16 protein-coding genes are annotated in these 21,761 nt (G+C 65.8%); 7 read left to right on the plus strand and 9 right to left on the minus strand.

All coding sequences use genetic code 11. From position 1 onward, the window contains the following. The first annotated feature begins 22 nt into the window (after positions 1-22). Positions 23-2,917, plus strand: a complete 2,895-nt coding sequence (locus tag QEG70_RS06770) for a [protein-PII] uridylyltransferase (protein ID WP_308719974.1) — start codon at positions 23-25, stop codon at positions 2,915-2,917. On the opposite strand, the gene QEG70_RS06775 is transcribed toward QEG70_RS06770, so the two are convergent. Beyond that, on the minus strand, positions 2,888-4,873 hold the full coding sequence (locus tag QEG70_RS06775) for a tetratricopeptide repeat protein (protein WP_308719975.1): 1,986 nt from the start codon (positions 4,871-4,873) through the stop codon (positions 2,888-2,890). The two genes, QEG70_RS06770 and QEG70_RS06775, sit on opposite strands and share 30 nt — an antisense overlap. A gap of 184 nt (positions 4,874-5,057) precedes the next feature. On the opposite strand from QEG70_RS06775, the gene QEG70_RS06780 reads away from it, so the two are divergent. From QEG70_RS06780 to QEG70_RS06805, 6 genes are all read left to right on the plus strand, one after another. Then, the gene (locus tag QEG70_RS06780) at positions 5,058-6,578 is read left to right on the plus strand and encodes a carboxypeptidase M32 (protein WP_308719976.1); all 1,521 of its coding nucleotides are present in this window, start codon (positions 5,058-5,060) and stop codon (positions 6,576-6,578) included. Positions 6,579-6,768: 190 nt separating this feature from the next. Continuing rightward, positions 6,769-7,911, plus strand: coding sequence for an L-dopachrome tautomerase-related protein (locus QEG70_RS06785; RefSeq protein ID WP_308719977.1), 1,143 nt, complete (start codon positions 6,769-6,771; stop codon positions 7,909-7,911). Positions 7,912-7,987: 76 nt separating this feature from the next. After that, on the plus strand, positions 7,988-9,388 hold the full coding sequence (gene thrC, locus QEG70_RS06790; RefSeq protein WP_308720212.1) for a threonine synthase: 1,401 nt from the start codon (positions 7,988-7,990) through the stop codon (positions 9,386-9,388). Between the two features lie 74 nt (positions 9,389-9,462). Continuing rightward, positions 9,463-10,728 carry a M16 family metallopeptidase gene (locus QEG70_RS06795; RefSeq protein ID WP_308719978.1) on the plus strand — a complete coding sequence of 422 codons (1,266 nt, stop codon included), beginning with the start codon at positions 9,463-9,465 and terminating at the stop codon, positions 10,726-10,728. Then, on the plus strand, positions 10,725-12,065 hold the full coding sequence (locus tag QEG70_RS06800) for a TldD/PmbA family protein (protein WP_308719979.1): 1,341 nt from the start codon (positions 10,725-10,727) through the stop codon (positions 12,063-12,065). Before QEG70_RS06795 ends, QEG70_RS06800 begins: the two co-directional genes overlap by 4 nt. 154 nt (positions 12,066-12,219) lie before the next feature. After that, entirely contained in the window at positions 12,220-13,191 is a 972-nt protein-coding gene (locus QEG70_RS06805) for a Tim44 domain-containing protein (protein ID WP_308719980.1), read from the plus strand. A 106-nt stretch (positions 13,192-13,297) separates the two neighbouring features. Here QEG70_RS06805 and QEG70_RS06810 read toward each other — a convergent pair whose 3' ends face one another. The 8 genes from QEG70_RS06810 to uvrB all read right to left on the minus strand — a co-directional run bounded on the left by QEG70_RS06810 (position 13,298) and on the right by uvrB (position 21,717). Beyond that, the gene (locus QEG70_RS06810) at positions 13,298-13,444 is read right to left on the minus strand and encodes a hypothetical protein (RefSeq protein ID WP_308719981.1); all 147 of its coding nucleotides are present in this window, start codon (positions 13,442-13,444) and stop codon (positions 13,298-13,300) included. A gap of 34 nt (positions 13,445-13,478) precedes the next feature. Continuing rightward, entirely contained in the window at positions 13,479-14,432 is a 954-nt protein-coding gene (locus tag QEG70_RS06815; protein ID WP_308719982.1) for a heme o synthase, read from the minus strand. Positions 14,433-14,434: 2 nt separating this feature from the next. Further along, entirely contained in the window at positions 14,435-15,796 is a 1,362-nt protein-coding gene (locus QEG70_RS06820; RefSeq protein ID WP_308719983.1) for a cbb3-type cytochrome c oxidase subunit I, read from the minus strand. 166 nt (positions 15,797-15,962) lie between these two features. Continuing rightward, positions 15,963-16,676: a class I SAM-dependent methyltransferase gene (locus QEG70_RS06825; RefSeq protein ID WP_308719984.1), complete on the minus strand. Its 714-nt coding sequence runs from the start codon at positions 16,674-16,676 to the stop codon at positions 15,963-15,965. Positions 16,677-16,898: 222 nt separating this feature from the next. Next, complete coding sequence (gshB, locus tag QEG70_RS06830) at positions 16,899-17,906, minus strand: glutathione synthase (protein ID WP_308719985.1); 1,008 nt, start codon at positions 17,904-17,906, stop codon at positions 16,899-16,901. Positions 17,907-18,018: 112 nt separating this feature from the next. After that, positions 18,019-18,549: a transcription elongation factor GreB gene (greB, locus tag QEG70_RS06835; protein WP_308719986.1), complete on the minus strand. Its 531-nt coding sequence runs from the start codon at positions 18,547-18,549 to the stop codon at positions 18,019-18,021. Further along, positions 18,543-19,436, minus strand: a complete 894-nt coding sequence (locus QEG70_RS06840; RefSeq protein WP_308719987.1) for an aldose 1-epimerase — start codon at positions 19,434-19,436, stop codon at positions 18,543-18,545. The genes greB and QEG70_RS06840 overlap by 7 nt, the downstream gene beginning before the upstream one ends. Positions 19,437-19,473: 37 nt before the next feature. Continuing rightward, positions 19,474-21,717, minus strand: coding sequence for an excinuclease ABC subunit UvrB (gene uvrB / locus QEG70_RS06845; protein ID WP_308719988.1), 2,244 nt, complete (start codon positions 21,715-21,717; stop codon positions 19,474-19,476). Positions 21,718-21,761 lie beyond the last annotated feature (44 nt).

Here is a 21,761-nt window from a genome sequence, read left to right on the forward strand (position 1 = left end):
TACAGGACGCCATCCGCCCACGATGTCGAACGCTGCCCCCCTTCCCGCCTCCTCCGTCGAGGCGATGACCGACGCCCTCCATGCCGCCCTGTTCCCCACGGGGGAGCAGGACGGCACGCGCGCCCTGCCACCGCGTGAGGAGGCGATCAGGCTGTTCCGCCGCCACCTGTCGCGCTACCAGGCGCATGTGCGCGAGGAATTCGAGCATCATCGCCTTGGGGGCGCTGAGGCGGGCAAGCTGCTCGCGGCCTATACCGATGGCATGATTCGTGTGCTCGGCGCCTACGCCATGGCGCAGACCGGCATCGATTCGCACCATGAGGCCCCGTTCGCCATCGCGGCGACCGGCGGCTACGGGCGCGGACTGCTCGCCCCGTTCAGCGATATCGACCTTTTGTTCCTCACCCCCGATGCGCAGGGCGAGGACATGCGCGCCTGCGTGGAATACATCCTGTATTTCCTGTGGGATCTGGGGCTGAAGGTGGGGCATGCCACCCGCACCATCAATGAGTGTATTGCCGAGGCGGAAGCCGACACCACGGTGCGCACCACCCTGCTTGATGCCCGCATCCTGACCGGCAGCGAATCGCTGTTTTCCATGTTCCAGGCCCGCTACATCGTGGCCTGCGTCAAATCCGGCGCCGACCGCTTCATTACCGACAAGCGCCGCGAGCGCGCCGCGCGCCACCAGCGCTTTGGTGACAGCCCCTACCTGGTCGAACCCAACGTGAAGGAAGGCCGCGGCGGCCTGCGCGACCTCCAGACGCTGTACTGGATGTGCCGCTACACCTTTGGTACGCGGCATGTGTCCGATCTGCTGGCACCCGGCTTCAGCGAGCTTGGCCTGCTGACCGAGCCCGAGGCCAAGCGCGCCCGCCGCGCGTGGGACTTCCTGTGGCGGGTGCGCTTTCACCTGCATTACGTATCAGGCCGCGCGGAAGAGCGCCTGACATTCGACGTGCAGCCCGTGGTGGGCGGCCGCATGGGCTATACGCGCCACGGACGGCAGGTGGGCGTGGAGCGCTTCATGCGCCACTACTTCCTGACCGTGCGCGAGGTCATGCGCCTGACACTGGTGCTCGAGCCCGCCGTGCTGCGCCAGGCCCTCGGCCCCGTGGCCAACGCGCCCGAAGCCGACAGCCAGATGCGCGATGCGGGCTTTACCGTGATTGATGGCCGCATCCTGCCCCAGCGTGGCACATCGTTCGAGAATGAACCCATCCAGATGATGCGGCTGCTGGACTGGGCCAACAAGCGCAAGCTGCCGATCCACCCCATGGCCATGCACCAGCTCATCCGCTGGGAGCGCAAGGCCGCCAGCCTGCGCGGCGACCCCGAGACCGCGCGCATCTTCCTTGACCTGATGTGTGGCACGCCACCCGAGCGCCCGCAGCGCGCAGCACGTGCGGAAGAGGAAAAGCACGAGGCCATCCCCAGCTTTCACCTGATGGATGAGGGGCGGCGCAAGGGGAATGCCTACTGGCTGCATATCCTCAACGAGACCGGGCTGATGGGCCGCCTGCTGCCCGACTGGTCGCGCGTGGTGGGGCAGATGCAGTTCGACACCTACCATGTGTTTACGGTTGACGAGCACATCATCGACGCGCTGCGCATCCTTGGCCGGGTCGAGCATGGCCACATGGCCGATGAAATTCCCATTGCCTACGACCTGGCGCGCAACCTGCATTCACGCCGGGCGCTGTACGTGGCGGTCATGCTGCATGACATCGCCAAGGGGCGCGGGGGCGACCATTCTGAAATCGGCTCGCAGATCGCGCTGTATGTCTGCCCCGAACTGGGCATGGACAGCGAGGAGACGGAAACCGTGTCGTGGCTGGTGCTGCACCACCTGCTGCTCAGCCACACCGCCTTCCAGCGCGATATCGACGACCCCAAGACCATCCTTGACCTCGCCGACATCATCCAGTCCCCCGAGCGGCTGCGGCTGCTGCTTCTGCTCACCATCGTGGACATGCGCGCGGTTGGCCCGCGCGTGTGGAACGCATGGAAGGCGACGCTGCTCAACGAACTTTACATGCGCGTGGCCGAGGTGCTGGAAGGCAGCCTTGCCACCACCGAGCGCGACGTGCGCGTGGAGCGCGCCAAGGCCGCCACCGCCGCGTGGCTGGTGGAAGACGGCATGAACGAGACCGACGTGCAGCACTTCATGGGGCTGGGCTACGGCAGTTACTGGCTGTCCTTCGATCATGACACCCATGCCCGCCATGCCCTGCTGATTGGCGAATCCGAGCGCCTGCACTCCCCCCTTACGGTCGAGACCCAGCCCCTGCCCGCGCGCGGCGTGACCGAGGTGACCATCTACGCCGCCGACCATCCGGGCCTGTTCTCGCGCATTGCGGGTGCGGTGGCCATTGCCGGCGCCTCGATCGTGGATGCGCGCATTCACACCATGACCAACGGCATGGCGCTCGATACGCTGTGGATTCAGGATGCAGGCGGCGCGGCCTTTGAGGAACCGCAGCAACTCGCCCGCCTGTCGCTGCTGATCGAGCAGGCGATGACCGGGCAGATCAACATCAACCGCGAGATTGCGCAGTGCGGGCGCAGGGTATCGGGGCGGCGCATGCGCGCGATCCATGTGCCGCCGCGCGTGGTGATCGACAATCGCGCGTCAAACACCTGCACGGTGGTCGAGATCAACGGGCGCGACCGCCCCGGCCTGCTGCATGATGTCACGGCGGCGCTGAGCGAGCAGAAACTCCAGATCGCCTCCGCCCACATCACCACCTATGGCGTGCGGGCGGTGGACGTGTTTTACGTCAAGGATCTGTTCGGGCTGAAAATTACCGACAAGAGCCGCCTCGACACCCTGCGCGCCGCCCTGCTGTCGGGCCTGCAGGAGGCGGAAGCCGCAGCCCAGCGCCGCTCATCCGAGCTCGAATCCATCACCATCTAACCGCCTGCGCTGCCTGACCCAGCCCTGCAGGGCAGTCACGAGGCCAGCAATCACGGGTTGCCATGCCCGCTCGGGCGGTTGCAGGGCGGGCTGGCGTAGCACGCGCACGCTGTCATACCACCGGCTGCCCGGAGCCGGGCTGCTCGCACCGGGCCCGCAAACCGGCGGGCAAAGGCCCGCCGCCCGATCCGCATCAAATGCCCCTGCCCACCTCCAGTCCCCCCCGAAACGGCTGAGCAGCCAGACCGGGCAGCCCATAGCCCCAGCCAGATGGGCGGCCAGCGTATCGACGCTGATCACCAGATCCAGCGTGGCAATCAGGCGGGATGTTTCAAGCAGGTCCGCGTCCTCTGCCAGTTCGTGCTGCATGAAAGCCGGGTCCAGCGCCGGGTTGCGGCCTGGGCGCAGGGCAATGAACGTGACCCCCTCAACCTGCCCCAGCGCGGCCAGTGCCTCAGCCGCGATCGAGCGCCGTGAATCAAAACGATAGGCGGCATTGCCCGCATGGCACAGCCCGACCCGCAACGGACCAACATGGTTTTTCTGCCGCCACGCCTCCTGCCCCAGATAGGGCCGGAACGGCGCCACCGCATGCACGCCCAAAAGCATGGGCAGGCTGAACAGGTCGCACTGGCAGGCCATTCCCTGATAATCATTTTTATCAGGGGTGATAATTTCAATGTGGTGCAATGCCCTGTCACCCGCAGCCTGCCCCAGCGTTGCCGCCAGCCGGTGCAGGGCGGGCGGCACTTCAAGCACGACCGGCACGCGCCTTGCCGCAGGCAGCACATAGCGCAGGAAATGCACCGCATCACCCAGCCCCTGCCCCATCGTGACCAGCAGCCTGCGCCCTGAAGGCAGCGCCTGCCCCTGCCAGCGTGGCAGACGCTGCGCGGCGGGGTGCGGCGGCATGAAGCGGTGGCGGGATTCCCACAGCGCCCAGCCCTGCACCAGATCGCCTTCGGCCAACCGTGTCACGCCAAGGTTGAACCGCGCGCGGGCCAGCGTTGCCGCATCGGGCGCGGGGCTACGGGCCAGCAGGGCTTCATAGGCCGCGCGGGCCTGAGCGTGCTGCCCGGACTCAAACAAAGCGGTGGCATGGTTGAGGGCAATGCGGGCATCATCCGGCTGTGAGCGGCAGGCATTGGCCAGCACGGCCCGCGCCTGCGCCATATCGCCCAGCGCCATCAGGGTCAGGCCCAGATTGTTTGCACTCTCAGGCGCAGGATCATGGCGCAGGGCCGCGCGCAGCATGGTGGCCGCCGGGCGCAGGCGGCCCGTGGCAAAGAGCAAGGCGCCAAGGGTGGCGCGCGCCTGCCCGTCACCTCCGTCATGGGCCAACCGCTGGCGCAGCACGGTTTCGGCCTCGTCCCTGTGGCCGTGGGCGAGCAGCATGCCCACCAGTTCATGCACCGCTACGCCATCATGAGGGGCATTGCCCGCCACGTGGCGCATCTGCGCCAGCGCGGCCTCCCCCCGCCCGCGCCGCCACCAGAAACGCGCCTGCGCCACCCGCGCTGCCACGCTGCTCAACATGACCGCCCGCGCATGGGCCGCTTCCGCTGCCGCCAAATCGCCCGTGCGTTCCATGATCTCGGCCAGCGCCAGCGTGATCGCGCCATCATCGGGGCGGCACAGGCAGGCGGCCCGGATCGCGGCCCGCGCGGCCTCACGGTGCCCGCAGGCCAGCAATGCGCGGGCCAGCACCTCATGATAATGGGCCAGATGGGGATGATCCGGCGGCGCGACCAACCGCGCCCGCCCGGCAAGGCTTATGGCGCGATCCGCCCGGCCAAGCGCCAGCGCAATACAGGCAAGGCCATGCAGGGCGTCAGGGTCATCAGGCCAGAACCCCAGCATGGTGGCAAAACAGGCGCGGGCACCCGCCATGTCGCCTGCCCGCAGCGCCACCTGCCCGCGTGCGAGCAGCCCGGCCCGGCCCGTGATCGCGTTCATGGCATGCGCTTTCCCTTGATTGCTGGCAGGACTGGTTTGCATACAGGGCGGGCAGTTAAGGAATGGTTTGCAGGCGATAACTGAACGCCGGGCGGCATTTTCCAAAGCTTTTGGAAAAAAGCTTCACCAAAAACTTTCTTATGTCTTACAGACTGGTGGGCATGATTTTTACGCAGGAGTGCGCATGAACATCCCGTCCCGCCCCACCGGGCAGCAGGCCTATGACATCCTGCACCAGCGTTTTGCCCGCATGGGGCAGATCCGCAACGCGCTCGGCATACTGGGGTGGGACAAGGACACCATGATGCCCGCAGGCGCCGCCGAAAGCCGCGCCGAGAGCATCGCCACCCTTGCCGTGCTCTCGCACGAGCTCATGACCGCACCCGACATGCCCGACCTGCTCGCCCGCGCCGAACCCGGCAAGGACGCCATGGCCACGGCCAACCTCGCCGAGATGCGCCGCCAGCACGCGCACGCCGCCGCCGTGCCCGGTGACCTGGTGGAGGCCACATCCCGCGCGGCCTCGCGCTGCGAGATGGCCTGGCGCACCGCGCGGCAGGACAGCGATTTCGCCGGGCTCCTGCCCCACCTGCAAACCGTGCTGGACTGCACCCGCGCCGTTGCCGCCGCCAAGGCCGAGGCCCTGAACCTTTCCCCCTATGACGCGCTGCTTGACCAGTATGATGCAGGCACAAGGCAGGCGGATATCGACCCCGTCTTTGCCGAACTGGCCAGCGAACTGCCCCACCTGATCGCCACCGCGCTGGACCACCAGAAAAGCCTGCCCGCGCCCATTGCCCCCACCGGCCCGTTCGCCGTGCCCGCGCAGGAGAAACTGGGTCGCGAGACCATGGCCGCCCTGGGCTTTGACATGCAGCGCGGGCGGCTTGATGTCAGCCTGCACCCGTTTTGTGGCGGGGCGGAGGATGACGTGCGCATCACCACCCGTTACGAGACTGATGACTGCATCAATGCGCTGATGGGCATCGTGCATGAAACCGGCCATGCCCTGTATGAGCAGGGCCTGCCGAAAGACTGGCGCGCCCAGCCCGTGGGCGAGGCGCGCGGCATGAGCCTGCATGAAAGCCAGTCCCTGCTGATGGAAATGCAGGTGGCCCGCAGCCGCCCCTTCATGGACTGGATGGCCCCGCGCCTGCGTGCCGCCTTTGGCGGCAGCGGTAATGATGCGACATGGGAGGCGGATAACCTGCACCGCCTTGTCACCCGCGTGCGGCCCGGCTTCATCCGCGTGGATGCCGATGAGGTCACCTATCCCGCCCATATCCTCGTGCGTTACGAGATGGAAACCGCGCTGATCGCGGGCACGATGAAGCTGGCCGACCTGCCCGAAGCCTTCAATGCCCGCATCCATGACCTGCTGGGCCTGAAAGTGCCCAATGACCGTCTGGGCTGCCTGCAGGATATTCACTGGCCGTCTGGCTCGTGGGGGTATTTCCCCACCTATACGCTGGGCGCGATCATTGCAGCGCAGTTGCGCGAGGCCGCCATGCGCGACAACCCCGCCATCATGCCTGCCATCGCGAAAGGCGACTTCACGCCCCTGCTCGACTGGCTGCGCCCGCGCATCCATGCCCGTGGCAGCGGGGCGAGCACAAAGGAGATCGTGCGCGATGCCACCGGGGCGGTGCCCAATACCGGGCCGTATCTGCGCCATCTGCGGCAGCGTTACTGCGCGCAGGTTTGACCCCTTGAATGCATAAAAGTTTTGGGTGCCGCCTTTTTTAAAAAGGCGGCATCTTTCAAAGCTTTTTGAAAAAAGCTTCACCAAAAACTTTATCTGGCTTTCTCGGCACGCATCAGGTCAGGGCGGGCATGCCGCATCATGCCCTTGCCATTCGCCCCCGTTCGTGACGAGATAAGGCGCGATGCACGCCATGATCCCTACAGCCTTCCGCCGCCTGCGCCCTGCGGGCCTTCTCCTTGCCTGCGGCGCCAGCCTGCTGGCCATGCTGCCTGCCGCCCACGCCGCCAAGCCCGCGCCGCCGCTCAACCCGCCCGCGGCACTTGAGGAGGTTGCATCCTCCTCCACCAGCGCATGGGACCGCGTGGTGGTGCTGCCCGATGGCAGGCTGCTCGTTGAACTGCCACGCTGGGCGGGCAATAGCGGGCCGGGGCTTGCCGTGCTTGATGCCAGTGGCAACCCACAGCCCTACCCCGATGCCACATGGAACGACCCCGCCGCCCCGGCCTCCTCGCGCTTTGTGGCCCCGGCCGACATGCAGCTCCAGCCCGATGGCACGCTATGGGTGCTTGACAGCGGCCAGCCCGACCCGGCTGGCAGGCCGCTCGAAGGCGGCCCCAAGATCGTAAAGCTCGATACAAAGGGCCAGCGCGTGCTCCAGACCTGGCCGCTCAACCCCGACATGCTGCGCCCAGGCAGCTATGCCGCCACCATGCGGGTGGCGCGTGGCCATGCCTTTGTAGGCGATGGCGGGGTTCCGGCCATGATCGTAGTCCAGCTCGACACCAACATCCAGCGTCGCCTGATGGAGCATACGCCTGCGCTGACCGCCCACCAGCCCATTACGGTGGAGGGCAAGGTGGCGACCAACCCCGCAGGCCACACCGCCATTGTCAATATCAGCCAGATGGATATCAGCGCCGATGGGCAGTGGTTGTATTTCGAGCCGCTCTGTGGCCCGGTCTACAAGCTCGACACCGACCTGCTCGTCGACCCCGACGTCACCCCCATCGAACTCGAGGAAGGGCCGACGCTGTGGTACAAGACACCCCCGCTCGGTGGCATTACCGTGGGGCCGGATGGCACGCTGTATTTCAATGATGTCTCCACCAGCAGCATCTTCCGCCTCATGCCCGACCGGGTGTACCAGAAAATCGTGACCGACCCGCGCCTGCACTGGCCCGGGGGTTCCTTTGTCACGAAGGACGGCCAGCTTTACGTGCCCGCCGCCCAGCTTGACCGCACGGCCCCGCTCAATGGCGGCACCAATGCCATACAGTGGCCGGTGCATATCTACCGCATCAATGTAGGCCAGCTGCCCCCGCCGAAATTCTGACACACCGCCAGCGGAATCGCCCATGCCGGTCCCGCGCCCCCTTCGCGCGGGGGGCGGTTGGGATTATGATGGCGCCATGCGCTATATTTCTACCCGGGGGCAAGCCCCCGTCCGCGATTTTTCGTCCGTTCTGCTGGCGGGGCTGGCAGAGGACGGTGGCCTGTACCTGCCGGAAAGCTGGCCCGAGCTTTCGGTCGATGACTGGCGCAGCCTGCGTGGCCTGCCCTACCCGGAGCTTGCGGCCCGGATCATCGCCCCCTTCGCCGAAGGCTCGATTACGCACGACGTGCTGCTCAAGCTGTGCCGCGAGGCCTATGCCCGATTCGATCACCCCGCCATCGTGCCGCTGACACAGGTGGAAGACGGGCTGTTCGTGCAGGAACTGTTCCACGGCCCCACGCTGGCCTTCAAGGACATGGCCATGCAGCTGCTTGGCCGCCTGTTCGACCACGTGCTGACCGAACGCGACCAGAAGGTGACCATCGTGGGTGCGACCTCGGGTGATACCGGCTCGGCCGCCATCGAGGCCTGCCGGGGCCGCGAGCGCCTGCGCGTGGTGATCCTGCACCCCGAGGGCCGTACATCGGAGGTGCAGCGCCGGCAGATGACCACCGTGCTGGAACCCAACGTGACCAACCTTGCAGTCAAGGGCACGTTTGATGACTGCCAGGACCTGGTCAAGGCCATGTTCGCCGACCAGCCCTTCCGCACGGACATGAACCTCTCGGCGGTCAACTCCATCAACTGGGCGCGCATTGCAGCCCAGGTGCCCTATTACGTCTATGCCGCCCTCGCCCTTGGCGCGCCCGACCGCGAGGTGTCGTTCGCGGTGCCCACCGGCAATTTCGGCAACGTGCTGGCCGCCTGGGTGGCCCGCCGCATGGGCCTGCCCATCCGCGCGCTGTGCGTGGGCTCCAACCGCAACGATATCCTGAGCCGCTTCCTCAACGAGAATGACATGAGCATCCACGGCGTGGTGCCCAGCCTGTCGCCCTCGATGGATATTCAGGTGTCTTCCAACTTCGAGCGCCTGCTGTTCGAACTGCTCGACCGCGACGCCGCAGCCTGCACGCGCATCATGACCGATTTCCGCAAGACCGGCGTGATGAAGGTTGCAACCCCCGTATGGGACCGTGCCAATGCCCTGTTCCACGGCATGGCGCTCGATGATGACGCGACGGCGGCCGAAATCCGCACGCTCAATACGCGCAGCCACTACCTGGCCGACCCGCACACCGCCATCGGCATTGCGGCTGGCCGCGCCTTCCGTGAGCCGGGCATTCCCATGGTGGCCATGTCCACCGCGCACCCGGCCAAGTTCCCCGATGCGATGGCGAAGGCCACGGGCATCCGCCCGGCCCTGCCCGACTCGCTTGCCGACCTGTATGACCGGCCCGAGCGCTACACCGTGGTGCCCGCCGATCTGGGCGTGATCGAGGACAAGGTGCGTGCGGCGGTGCTGACCAACGCGCCCTGAGCCTTTCCCCCCATCCATCTTACGTAAACAAGGGGTTGCTGGCGCCAAGGCGCCACGCCGCCCGCAGGACCAGCATGACCGACCTGATCAATGTGACCCGACTGGACTCCGGCCTGACCATCGTGACCGAACGGATGGACAGGGTGGAAACCATCTCGCTCGGGGCGTATGTCGCCGCGGGCACCTGTAACGAGAGCGCGGCGGAAAACGGGGTTTCCCATTTTCTCGAGCATATGGCCTTCAAGGGCACGGGCACCCGCACCGCCGTGGGCATTGCGGAGGAAATCGAGAATGTGGGCGGCCACATCAACGCCTACACCGCGCGCGAGCACACGGCCTATTACGTCAAGCTGCTCAAGGAAAACCTTGATCTGGGCGCCGACATCATCGGCGATATCCTGACCCATAGCAGCCTCGCACCCGATGAACTCGAGCGCGAACGCGGCGTGATCCTGCAGGAAATCGGCCAGGCCAACGACACGCCGGATGACATCGTGTTCGACCATTTTCAGGAAACCGCTTTCCCCGACCAGCCGATGGGCCGCCCCACGCTGGGCAGGGAAGCGGGCATCGAGTCCATGGCGCGCGAAACGCTGGTCAACTACATGGGCACCCATTACCGGGCGGGCAACACCATCGTGGCGGCGGCGGGCAACCTTGAGCATGCCCGCGTGGTCGATCTGGTGCAAAAGCACTTCGCCGACCTGCCCACCGGCACCGTGCCCCCGCAGCCGGGCGTGAACTACGTAGGCGGGTCGTTCGTGCAGGAGCGTGAACTCGATCAGGCGCATATCGTGCTCGGCTTTCCCTCCATGCCGTATGGCGACCCGGATTATTACCCCGCCCTGCTGCTCTCCACGCTGCTCGGTGGTGGCATGTCCTCGCGCCTGTTCCAGGAGATCCGTGAAAAGCGCGGGCTGGTCTATTCGGTCTATTCCTTCAACGCGCCATTCCGCCAGGGCGGGCTGTTCGGCATCTATGCCGGCACGGGCGAGGCCCAGGTGGCCGATCTGGTTCCGGTCACGCTTGAGGAACTGCGCAAGGTGCGCCACACGGTCAATGCCAGCGAGCTTGCGCGGGCACGCGCCCAGCTCAAATCCTCGCTGCTCATGTCGCTCGAAAGCACGGGCAGCCGCTGCGAGCAGCTTGCCCGCCAGCTTCAGGTGTTTGGCCGCCTGATCCCGACCCGCGAGACCGTGGGAAAGATCGACGCCGTGAGCATTGAAGACGTGCAGCGTGTCGCAACCCGCATCTTCAGTGGCAGGCCCACCCTGGCCTCGCTCGGGCCAGTCAGCCACCTGCCCTCGCTCGACAGCATTACGGGAGCGCTCGCAGCATGAGCGCCAATCCCCTTGACCTGATCGCAGCCCTCATCACCCGCGCCCGCGCGGCGGGGGCCGATGCGGCGGATGCCATATACGTCAACCGCGTGGCCCATGGCGTGCAGGTGCGCAATGGCTGCACGGAAGACCTCGAACGCTCCGAGACATGCGACCTGGGCCTACGGGTGTTCGTGGGCCAGCGCGCGGCCATCGTCTCGGCCACGGCACTTGATCCCGAGCGCTTCGACACGCTGGCCGCCCGCGCGGTAGCCATGGCCCGCGTAGTGCCCGAGGACCGTTTTGCCGGGCTGTGCGAACAGGCGCAGCACGGTTTTGTCGATGCGGCGGGCCTCGACCTGTTCGACCCCGCCACCCCCACCACCACCGACCTCATGGCCCGCGCCCGCACGGCGGAGGAAGCGGCCCTTGCTGTGGCTGGCGTGTCGAACAGCAACGGGGCCTCGGCCAGTTTTGGCCTGTCGGACATCATCCTCATGACATCGGCCGGTTTTTCGGGCCGCTATGCCCGCACCAGCCATTCGGTCTCGGCCAGCGTGGTGGCGGGGTCGGGCACGCACATGCAGCGTGATTACGACTACCATTCAACCGTGCATCTGGCCGACCTCGAGGATGCCGCCCTGATCGGCCGCCGCGCGGGCGAGCGCACGGTCGCCCGCCTCGACCCGGTGCGCCCGCGCACGGGGCGGCTGCCCATCGTGCTCGACCCGCGCATTTCCACCTCGCTGCTCGGGCATCTGTCAGGTGCGATCAACGGCATTTCCATCGCGCGTGGCACCTCCTTCCTCAAGGAGAAGATGGGCCAGCAGATCATGCCCACGGGCATCACCATCATTGACGACCCGAGGCGGGTGCGTGGCCCCGGCGCGCGCCCGTTTGATGGCGAGGGCATGCTGACCGCTACCCGCACGCTGGTGGAAAATGGCGTGCTGAAAACCTGGGCGCTCGATTCCCGCTCCGCCCGGCAGCTTGGCCTTACCCCCAATGGCTGCGCCAGCCGGGGCACGTCCGGGCCGCCCGCGCCCTCGCTGGGCAACATGCACATGCAGCCCGGCACGCTCACGCCCACCGAACTGATGGCCGATATTGGTGAGGGCATCTACGTTACCGAGATGATGGGCTCGGCCATCAACGGCATTACCGGCGACTACAGCCGCGGCGCCGCAGGCTTCATGATCCGCGGTGGCGTGCTGGCCGAGCCGGTGGCCGAACTGACCGTGGCAGGCAACCTCAACGACATGTTCGCCCGCCTTGTGCCCGCGAATGACCTGACCTTCCGCCAGTCCACCAACGCGCCGACCATCCGCATTGATGACATGGTGATCGCCGGGGCCTGATCGTTGCCTTTCCGTGATTTCATGTTTCTGTAAGCCCGTTGCCCCTGTTATGGGGGCGCGGGCTTACTTATATCTGGTGAAAGGCGGCCCGATCTCATGCAGGCTGCATGGATAATGATGGTTCCGATACAGGATTGCAGATACCCTGACCCAGATGAAACAGAATTCCTCGCGCCTGATGCCGCGTAAAAGCATCATCCTCGCCGCTGGCGCGGCCCTGAGCATGCTCTCCCTCGTGGCGCATCCCGACGTGGCGGATGCCCGCGCCGGTGGCGGCATGTCAATGGGCAGCCGTGGCTCGCGCACTTACAGCGCCCCTGCCCCCTCACAGACCGCCCCGTTTGGCGCAACACCTTTCCAGCGCACCATGACGCCACGCCAGCAGGAGCCCGCCTATGGCGCGCGGGCACCGTTTGGCGCCGGTGCGGGCATGGCCATGGCGCGGCCCCGCCACCCGTTCATGAGCGGGTTCATGGGCGGGCTGATCGGTGCCGGGCTGTTTGGCATGGTGTTCGGGCATGGCATGTTCAGTTCGGGCATGGGCGGCGGCGGGTTCCTTGGCCTGCTGATCCAGCTTGCGCTGATCTTTTTTGTGGTGCGGTGGGCAATCCGCCGTTTTAGCAATAGGGGTGGTGGTACTGTCGGGTCCGTCGCAAGCCCCTTTGGCGCCACCGGACCCGCCGCCCCGCAACAGGGCGGCCAGCAGAATGTGGGCGTGGCCATCACGGCAGCCGACTACCAAGCCTTCCAGCAGGCGCTGATCAATATCCAGACCGCCTGGAGCCAGCAGAACGTGGACGCCATGCGCCACATGGCCACGCCGGAGATGGTGTCCTACTTCAACAACCAGTTGACCGAACTGGCCAGCCGTGGGGCGCGCAATGTAGTGTCCGACCTGCGCTTCGAGCGGGGGGATCTGGTGGAAAGCTGGCGTGAAAACGGGGCCGACTACGCCACCGTGGCCATGCAGTATTCCATGATCGACATCACTACCGACATGACGGGCCGCGTGATCGAGGGCGATCCCTCCAACCGCACCACCGTGACGGAACTGTGGACCTTCGTGCGCGCGGCAGGTCACGGCACTTGGCTGCTCTCGGCCATTCAGCAGACACCGCGCCGCTGACGGCCAGCCCTACTGAAAAAAGGCCTGCATCGCATGATGCAGGCCTTTTTTATGTGCTGCGCACGGCAAACCCATCCCCGCATGCCAGCTTTTTTCGAAGCTTTTATCAGAGAGGCGCGAGGCTGAGCGCGTAGAGGATTACCGCCAGCGCCGAAAGCGTAACGGCCACGGCCTTTATCCGCCCCCTGTGCCGGCGCAGCGCCTCCTGTGCTTCCTGCTGCGGGGTTGCCTGTGCGGTAACTGCTGGCTCCATGAACCTGATCTCCCGTATGTGAAAACAGCCCGCTTCAGTGGGCGATGAAGGCGTGGTCAGCCAGCAGGCCAAGGAACAGGAAAAACAGATAGGCCAGCGAATAGCGGAAGGAACGGCGTGCCGGTCCATCGCCCGTCAGGCTGACCCCGTTGGCATCCTGCCTGTCGCGCAGCACGCCTATGGCGCACAGGATGAAGCCCGCGCCAAGCACGCTGGCCACGACCGTGTACAGCCAGCCTGCAAGGTGCATGAAAGATGGCACCAGCGACGTGGCGGTGAGAATGAGGGTGTACCACAGGATCTGCCAGCGCGTGTGCCGCGCGCCCTTGACCACGGGCAGCATGGGAATGCCCGCCCGCCCGTAATCCTTGCACGCGTAAAGCGACAGCGACCAGAAATGCGGCGGGGTCCACAGGAAGATGATGCCGAACATGACCACCGGCATGATGGCCATCGACCCCGTGGCCGCAGCCCACCCGATCATGGGCGGAAAGGCGCCCGCAGCCCCGCCGATCACGATGTTCTGCGGTGTCGAGCGCTTGAGCCACATCGTGTAGATGACGGCATAGAAAAAGATGGAAAACGCCAGGATGCCCGCCGCCAGCGCATTGGTGGCAAGCCATAGCAGGATGACCGAGGCCACCGACAGGCCAATGCCGTAGCCAAGTGCTGCATCCGGTGCGATCCGCCCATCAGGGATGGGGCGGGTGACGGTGCGCTTCATCACCGCATCAATGTCGCGGTCATACCACATGTTGATTGCACCCGCGGCACCCGAGGCCATGCATACGCACAGGATGCTGACAGCGGCCACCAGCGGATTGATCGGCCCCGGCGCCATGGCCAGGCCGGCCGCACCCGTAAACACCACCAGCGAGATGACCCGTGGCTTGAGCAGCAGCAGCCAGTCACGCGCCAGCGTGCCGACACGGCTGGAATCATAGGCAAGGGCGGCCTCGCTGGCCGGGTTGGTTACGGTGCCGCTCATGGTCATGCCTTCTCGCGCGCGGGGGAGGTTACCTGCCATTCAGCCGTGCGGGCACCCGGCCCCCAGTAATTATCCGGCAGGGTGCTGCCCGGGCGCAGGCCCGCCTGCACCACAATGCCTGCAAACACCAGCACCGACAGGCCCATCAGCACCGCGCCCAGCACGCCCAGCGCCCCATGGAACGCCATCAGCGACAGCACGGTTCCGCCCACCGTCAGCCCGAAATGCAGGCGGCTTGCACCCACCGGGGCCACATGGCCCACCATCTTGCCAATCCAGTAATAGAAGCCCGCAAACAGCGCGAAGACGGCGGCATACAGCGTTGCGGCATGCACATCGGCCATGCCGCCGGGCTGCAACGACATGACGGAGCCTGCCAGCAGCAGGGCCACGAAGCCAACCGCCCATTCCATCGGCACGGAGGCCCGCATGTGGCCCAGCCGCACCGTCTGCGCCCATGCCACCAGCACGACCAGCACCGGCACCACGATCAGCCCGAGCTGCACCGCAGCCGAAGGCGCCGCCAGATGCGCAAGCCCGCCATGCAGCAGGTCATGCACCCATACGGAACTGCCACCCACCGACATGACCACCAGCGCACCCAGCACGAGGCGCGGCATCTGCAGCGGGCGGGCGCAGAAGGTCTCGACAACCTGCGAGACGATGCCGATGGAAGGCAGCAGCAGCAGCGCGATCTCGGGGCCGGAAAAGGCATGCAGCAGCGCATCGATATGAGCGGAAACATCGCCACCGGCCAGCCAGATACGCGTCAGCCCGCCTGCCATGACCGGCATGACCATGACCGCCATCATGCCCGCAAGCCCCTGTGCCCACACGAACAGGGGCAGGTCGCGCAGGCGCTGGCCCATCGGCCCCATGTTCAGCACGGTCGCCACCATGCAGATGCCCTGCATCAGCATGCCCAGGCACCAGCCCAGCAGCGCCAGCAGCGAAACCTGCGCGGGCAGCGCGGGCGAAAGCCCGGCCAGCACGGCCACGAAACTGGCCGCAACCAGCCCCCACCCCGCCAGCGCCACGCGCGGCAGCGCCAGCGCGCGGGCACGCAGCAAAAGTGGCACGAACCAGTTGCCAAACCCGCCCGTAAGGGCAGGCAACGCACAGAAGAAGACCATCATCATGCCATGGCGCTGCGCAATACGCTCCATGGCGCTGGGGGTGTCGCCCCCGGCCCAGGCATCGACCAGGGCATGGGGCAGCAGGCCCGCCTGCAGCCCCACCGCCAGCAATCCGCCCACAAGGCCCGCCACAATGGCCATGACGAGATACAGCATGCCGATGGTCCTGTAGCGACAGGTCCCCGCATCCTGCACCGCATCCGCCCCGAACTGTGTGCCTGTGGGCATACGATGTACTCCCTGCTGCCATGCGCCGCTTATGGCATGGCCAATCGTTACCATGATTTCATCATATACCGCGACTTATACACAAAAACGACCCTGTGGGCCGCCTGTGTGGTCGCGCAATTGTCATTTCAGCCCTGCCGCTGGGGCAGGGCTGTGCCGGTGTGGCTCAGGCCACCATCGGGCTGGCGCAGTCATCCGCCTCACGATCGAGCGTTACGAGGGTGAACAGCCCCGCAGGCGGCACCGGCTGCAGCGTTGCGCGGCGCAGGTCGGCGGGCGGCAGCAGGGATTCAATGGCAAAATCAGGATGCCAGCCCAGCGAGTGCGAGGCCCGCGCCATGCCGCGCTCGACCGCAAGCCTGACCCCGCCTTCGGCAAGGAAGTGGTTGACGAACAGGATATGGCCGCCCGGCCTGACCACGCGCTTGAGTTCGGCCAGCAGCGCGCGCGGGTGCGGCACCACCGAGGCCACGAACATGGCTACCGCGATATCGAATGCGCCATCCTCGAAGCCGGTGGCCTCGGCATCCATTTCCAGCAGGGCATCGACATTGGCAAGCCGCATGCGGGCAACGCGCTGGCGGGCGCGCTCGAGCATGTCACCCGACAGGTCGATGCCGGTAATGCGCTTGTCAGCCCGGTAATAGGGCAGGGCCAAGCCGGTGCCCACGCCCACTTCCAGCACCCTGCTGCCGGGCAGCGTGTTCACCGCCTCGACCGCGCGCTTGCGGCCAAAGGTGGAAATGCTGCCAAACAGCGCGTCATACACACCAGCCCAGCGCCGGTACGCGGCCTTGACCGCATTTGCATCCATCGCAGCGCGGGGGGACGGAATATCCACAACCGTCTCGGCGGCTTCATTGGGCAGGACATCGCTCATCGGGCTGCTCCCTTGTCGTGGCCGTGGAAAAGGGCATGGCCAGCCCCCTTCCGTGCTGCGTCTGCCATGATCAAATCCGTCCCATCGTGCTGCATTACAATTCCACCTGACCTGCCCACGCGCCACACGGCCCGCGCAACTGCCTGTAATCCCTATCCGGTGTCACGCCACAGGGCGCCACAGCCACGACCACCGTGCCTGCCATGAACACCGGTTCAATCTCTACGCGTTCACGCCGCCCGCGACCAGACGGGATGTGATCGCATCCCATATCAGGCCAGCGGTATTGATGCCGTCAAAACGGTCAATTTCCTGCAGGCCGGTGGGGGATGTGACATTGATCTCGGTCAACCATTCCCCGATCACGTCAATTCCCACAAAGATCAGCCCCTGCTCGCGCAGCATCGGGCCGATGGCGTTGCAGATCTCGCGGTCGCGTGCGGTCAGTTCCGCCCGCACGGGTTTGCCGCCCACATGCATGTTCGAGCGCGTCTCGCCCTCGGCGGGGATGCGGTCGATCGCACCCACGGGCTTGCCATCAACGAGGATGATGCGCTTGTCACCCTTGCGCACGGCGGGTTCGTAGCGCTGGATCATCAGTGGCTCACGCGAGCGGGCGAAGTGCATTTCCAGCAGGGCGTTGAGGTTGGGGTCATCCTCGCGGATGCGGAATACGCCCGCTCCCCCGTTGCCAAACAGCGGCTTGACAATGATGTCGCGCCATTTCGCGCGGAATTCCAGTATCGCCTTCACATCCCATGTCACCAGCGTGGGGGGCATGAGGTCGGGGTAATGCGTGACCAGGATCTTCTCGGGCGCGTTGCGCACGGCGGCGGGGTTGTTCACCACCAGCGCGCGGTCAGGGCCAATGCCGTGGATATGCTCAAGGATATGGGTGGCGGTAATATAGGCCATATCGAATGGCGGGTCCTGGCGCATCAGGATCACGTCCATGCCCGCAAGGTCGATCACCTGCTCGGGACCGAAGGTGGCGTGCCCGCCCACCTTGCGCTGCACCGTAACCGGGCGGGCGCGGGCGGTGACGCGATCCGTGCGGTGGCCCTGCGGGCTGGCCCGCCCCTCGCTCAGGCTCAGCGCCTCGACCTGATAGACAAACAGCTCATAGCCCCTGGCCTGCGCCTCGAGCATCATGGCAAATGTTGAATCGCCATTGATGTCGATGGCGCCAAGCGGGTCCATCTGGACGGCAACCTTCAGGGGGCGTGACATGGGATCAGTTTCTCCGCGCGGAACAGGTCCGGTTCGAGCCGATGGTAACGAAAGGCAACCACCGGCAGCCAAATGTCATAATATGCCTTCTGCCCCACGGCCAGCCCCCCTTTCAGGGTAAAGGCGGATAAGCAATGGCGAGCACCTCGATCATTTCCTCCCCGCGCGGGGTGACCAGCTTCACCTCATCGCCCACGCCCGCGCGCATGAGCGCGCGCGCCACGGGCGAGACAAGGCTGACCTGGCCTGCGGCCATATCCGCCTCGTCCACGCCGAGGATGGTAACGGTCCGTTCCTCATCGCGTTCAGTGACATAGGTCACGGTCGCGCCAAAAAACACCCGGTCGCGCTGTGGCTGGGCGGCGGGATCGACGATGATGGCATTATCGATGCGCTTGGTGAGGAAGCGGATGCGGCGGTCGATCTCGCGCAGGCGGCGCTTGCCGTACTGGTAGTCGCCATTTTCCGAGCGGTCGCCATTGCCCGCCGCCCATGATACGATTTCAACGATTTTTGGCCGTTCATCGCGCAAAAGGGCATTGAGTTCACGCCGCATGGCCTCGATGCCCGCGGGCGTGATGTAGCAGGACAGGCCGCCGGTCGCGGGCCTGCCATCCTTTGTGGCGGCACGGGTTTTCAGCATCGCGCCACCGTCATGCGGATATGCCCTTCCATTTTCTGGCCGGGCGCCAGCACGCGCACGCCACTATCGGCAATGGCCATGCGGTTGAAGCCATCATTCATGTTGCTGACCGGCTCCAGCCCGATATAGGGCTTGCCGGGCGGCGTAAACAGCACGAGATGGCGCAGTTCGGGGCTGCCCTCGAGTGTGAGGGCATAACCCTCGCGCGGCCAGCGCAGGAAGGCGCTGCCCGACCAGCCCGCATAACAGTTGTCAATGGCCACATCCCCCACGTCACGCATCTGGGCGAACGACCACTGCCCCTCCGCCGGGATGCGCAGCAGCGGCAGGTGATCGGGCGCGCTGGTCCATACGCTGCTGGCCGCAAACCCCACCCGGAGCCCGGCATGGCGGGGAAAATAGGGGTGGAACCCCATGCCCACGGGCTGGCTGCGGGTATCGGTGTTCTCGATCAGGATGCCGATCGAAAGCCCGGCCTCGCGCAGGTCATAACGCAGCTGGGCGCGGTAGCTGAACGGCCATTCCCCTCCGCGTGGGCCAAGGGGGGCGTAGTCGAGCGAGAGCGTGGCGCTACTGTCCGACAGCATGGCGATCCGCCAGCGATGCTGCCAGCCATTGCCATGAATGGCGCAGTTCTCGCCGCCAAAATTGGGGGTGAGGTGATAATCCCCCCCCTCAAAACGGAACTGGTCGCCCGCCACCCGGTTGGAAAACGGCACGAGCGGATACCCCGCAACAGCCCGGCCATGCTGGGCCACAAGGTGGGGGTCAGCCACCGGGCGCAGGAAATCCATCGTGCCGCTGCGCCAGAAGGCGATGCTGCCGCCCATGTCGGGCAGCAGGCCAAGGCGGGCGGCGCCGGCCTGGAGTTCCAGGGTTGCGGACATCTCGCGTTCATGCTGCCCCGCGCATGGGGGCATGGCCCTATCGCCCACGGCGCTTTCCCCTTCCCTTCGCCTGATCGGGGTCATACCCCCCGCCGCCCGGCCCGAGCGGCACGGGGCCACGGTTGCGCCGGGCAATGGCCTTGGGGCTGGTGCCCGGCATGCCTGCGCTCGACTGCGGCAGCGGTGGTGGCTCCATGCCGAGTTCGAGCGCCTCAAGCCTGCGGATTTCATCACGCAGGCGGGCGGCGGTCTCGAATTCCAGCTCCGCCGAGGCGTCGCGCATCTTCTTTTCCAGGTCAGCAATGGCGGCCTTGTAGTCCTTGCCCACCATTTCCTGCACGCTGCCATCCGCCGTGGGGGCCACCGTGACATAATCCTGCTCGAACACGGAGGAGATGGCCTCGCCGATATGCTTGCGCACCGATTGCGGGGTGATGCCGTGCTCCTCGTTCCACAGGCTCTGCTTTTCGCGCCGCCGCGCGGTCTCCTCGATGGCGTAGGCCAGGCTGTCGGTCATCTTGTCGGCATAGAGCAGCACGCGGCCATCGACGTTGCGCGCGGCGCGGCCAATGGTCTGGATGAGCGAGGTGCGCGAGCGCAGGAAGCCTTCCTTGTCGGCATCGAGGATGGCGACGAGCGAGCACTCGGGAATGTCCAGTCCCTCACGCAGAAGGTTGATGCCGATCAGCACGTCAAACGCGCCCAGCCGCAGGTCGCGGATGATCTCGATGCGCTCGAGCGTATCCACATCCGAATGCAGGTAGCGCACGCGGATGCCCGCCTCGTTCATGTATTCGGTCAGGTCCTCGGCCATGCGCTTGGTCAGGGTGGTGACCAGCACGCGCCCGCCATTGGCAATGGTCTCACGGCATTCGGCCAGCAGGTCATCCACCTGGTGTTCGACCGGGCGGACAATGGTGATGGGGTCGATCAGCCCGGTGGGGCGGATGACCTGCTCGGCAAACACGCCCTCTGTGCGGCGCATCTCCCACGGGCCGGGAGTGGCGCTGACAAACAGGCTCTGCGGGCGGAATTTGTCCCATTCCGCAAAGGTGAGCGGGCGGTTGTCGAGGCAGGAGGGCAGGCGGAAGCCGAATTCGGCCAGCACGGACTTGCGTGCATGGTCACCGCGCTCCATGCCGCCAATCTGCGGCACGGTCACGTGGCTTTCATCCACGATCAGCAGCGCATCCTCGGGCAGGTATTCAAACAGGGTGGGCGGCGGCTCGCCCGGTGCGCGGCCCGACAGGTAGCGTGAATAGTTCTCGATGCCCTTGCACACGCCGGTGGTCTCGATCATCTCGAGGTCGAACGTGGTGCGCTGCTGCAGGCGCTCGGCCTCGAGCAGTTTACCCTCCGCCGTGAAGGTGGCCAGCGTGTCGCGCAGTTCCTGCTTTATGCCGGTCATGGCCTGCGTGAGCGTGGGGCGCGGGGTGACGTAATGGCTGTTGGCGTAGATGCTGATGGATTCGAGGTCGCTGGTCTTCTCGCCGGTCAGCGGGTCGAATTCGCTGATCTCGTCAATCTCGTCGCCAAACAGGCTGATGCGCCAGGCGCGGTCCTCGTTCTGCACGGGAAAGACATCGATCGTCTCGCCCCGCACGCGGAAGGTGCCGCGCTGGAAGGCGGCATCGTTGCGGCGGTACTGCAGTTCAACGAGCGCCTTGATCAGCTTGTCACGCGCGATCTCGCCGCCAACCTCGAGCTTGACCACCATGCGCGAATAGGTCTCGACCGAGCCGATACCGTAGATGCACGAGACCGAGGCCACGATGATGACATCGTTGCGCTCGAGCAGCGCCTGGGTTGCGGCATGGCGCATGCGGTCGATCTGCTCGTTGATCTGGCTGTCTTTTTCGATATACGTGTCCGAGCGGGGCACATAGGCCTCGGGCTGGTAGTAATCGTAGTAGCTGACGAAATACTCGACCGCGTTGTCCGGGAAGAACTGCTTCATCTCGGCATAGAGCTGGGCGGCGAGCGTCTTGTTGGGCGCCAGCACGAGGGTGGGCTTCTGCGTGGCCTCGATGATCTTGGCCATGGTGAAGGTCTTGCCCGACCCCGTCACGCCAAGCAGAACCTGGTCGCGCTCGCCCGCCTCCACGCCTGCCACGAGTTCGGCGATGGCCGTGGGCTGGTCGCCCGCAGGCTCATAGGGCGAATGGACCCTGAATTTGTTGACCTTGGGCTTGGCCGCCTGCCGCTCGGGCTGGAAGGTGACCGGCATGTCGGCGGGGTCGATGTCGGTCGTTTTCTTCTTTTTGCGTGATGCTGTTGCCATGGCTACACCAAGTGGGGCGTCACCGGCCCTGCCGCAAGGGCCAT

The organism is Komagataeibacter xylinus (assembly GCF_031081985.1).
Lineage (GTDB): Bacteria > Pseudomonadota > Alphaproteobacteria > Acetobacterales > Acetobacteraceae > Komagataeibacter > Komagataeibacter xylinus_E.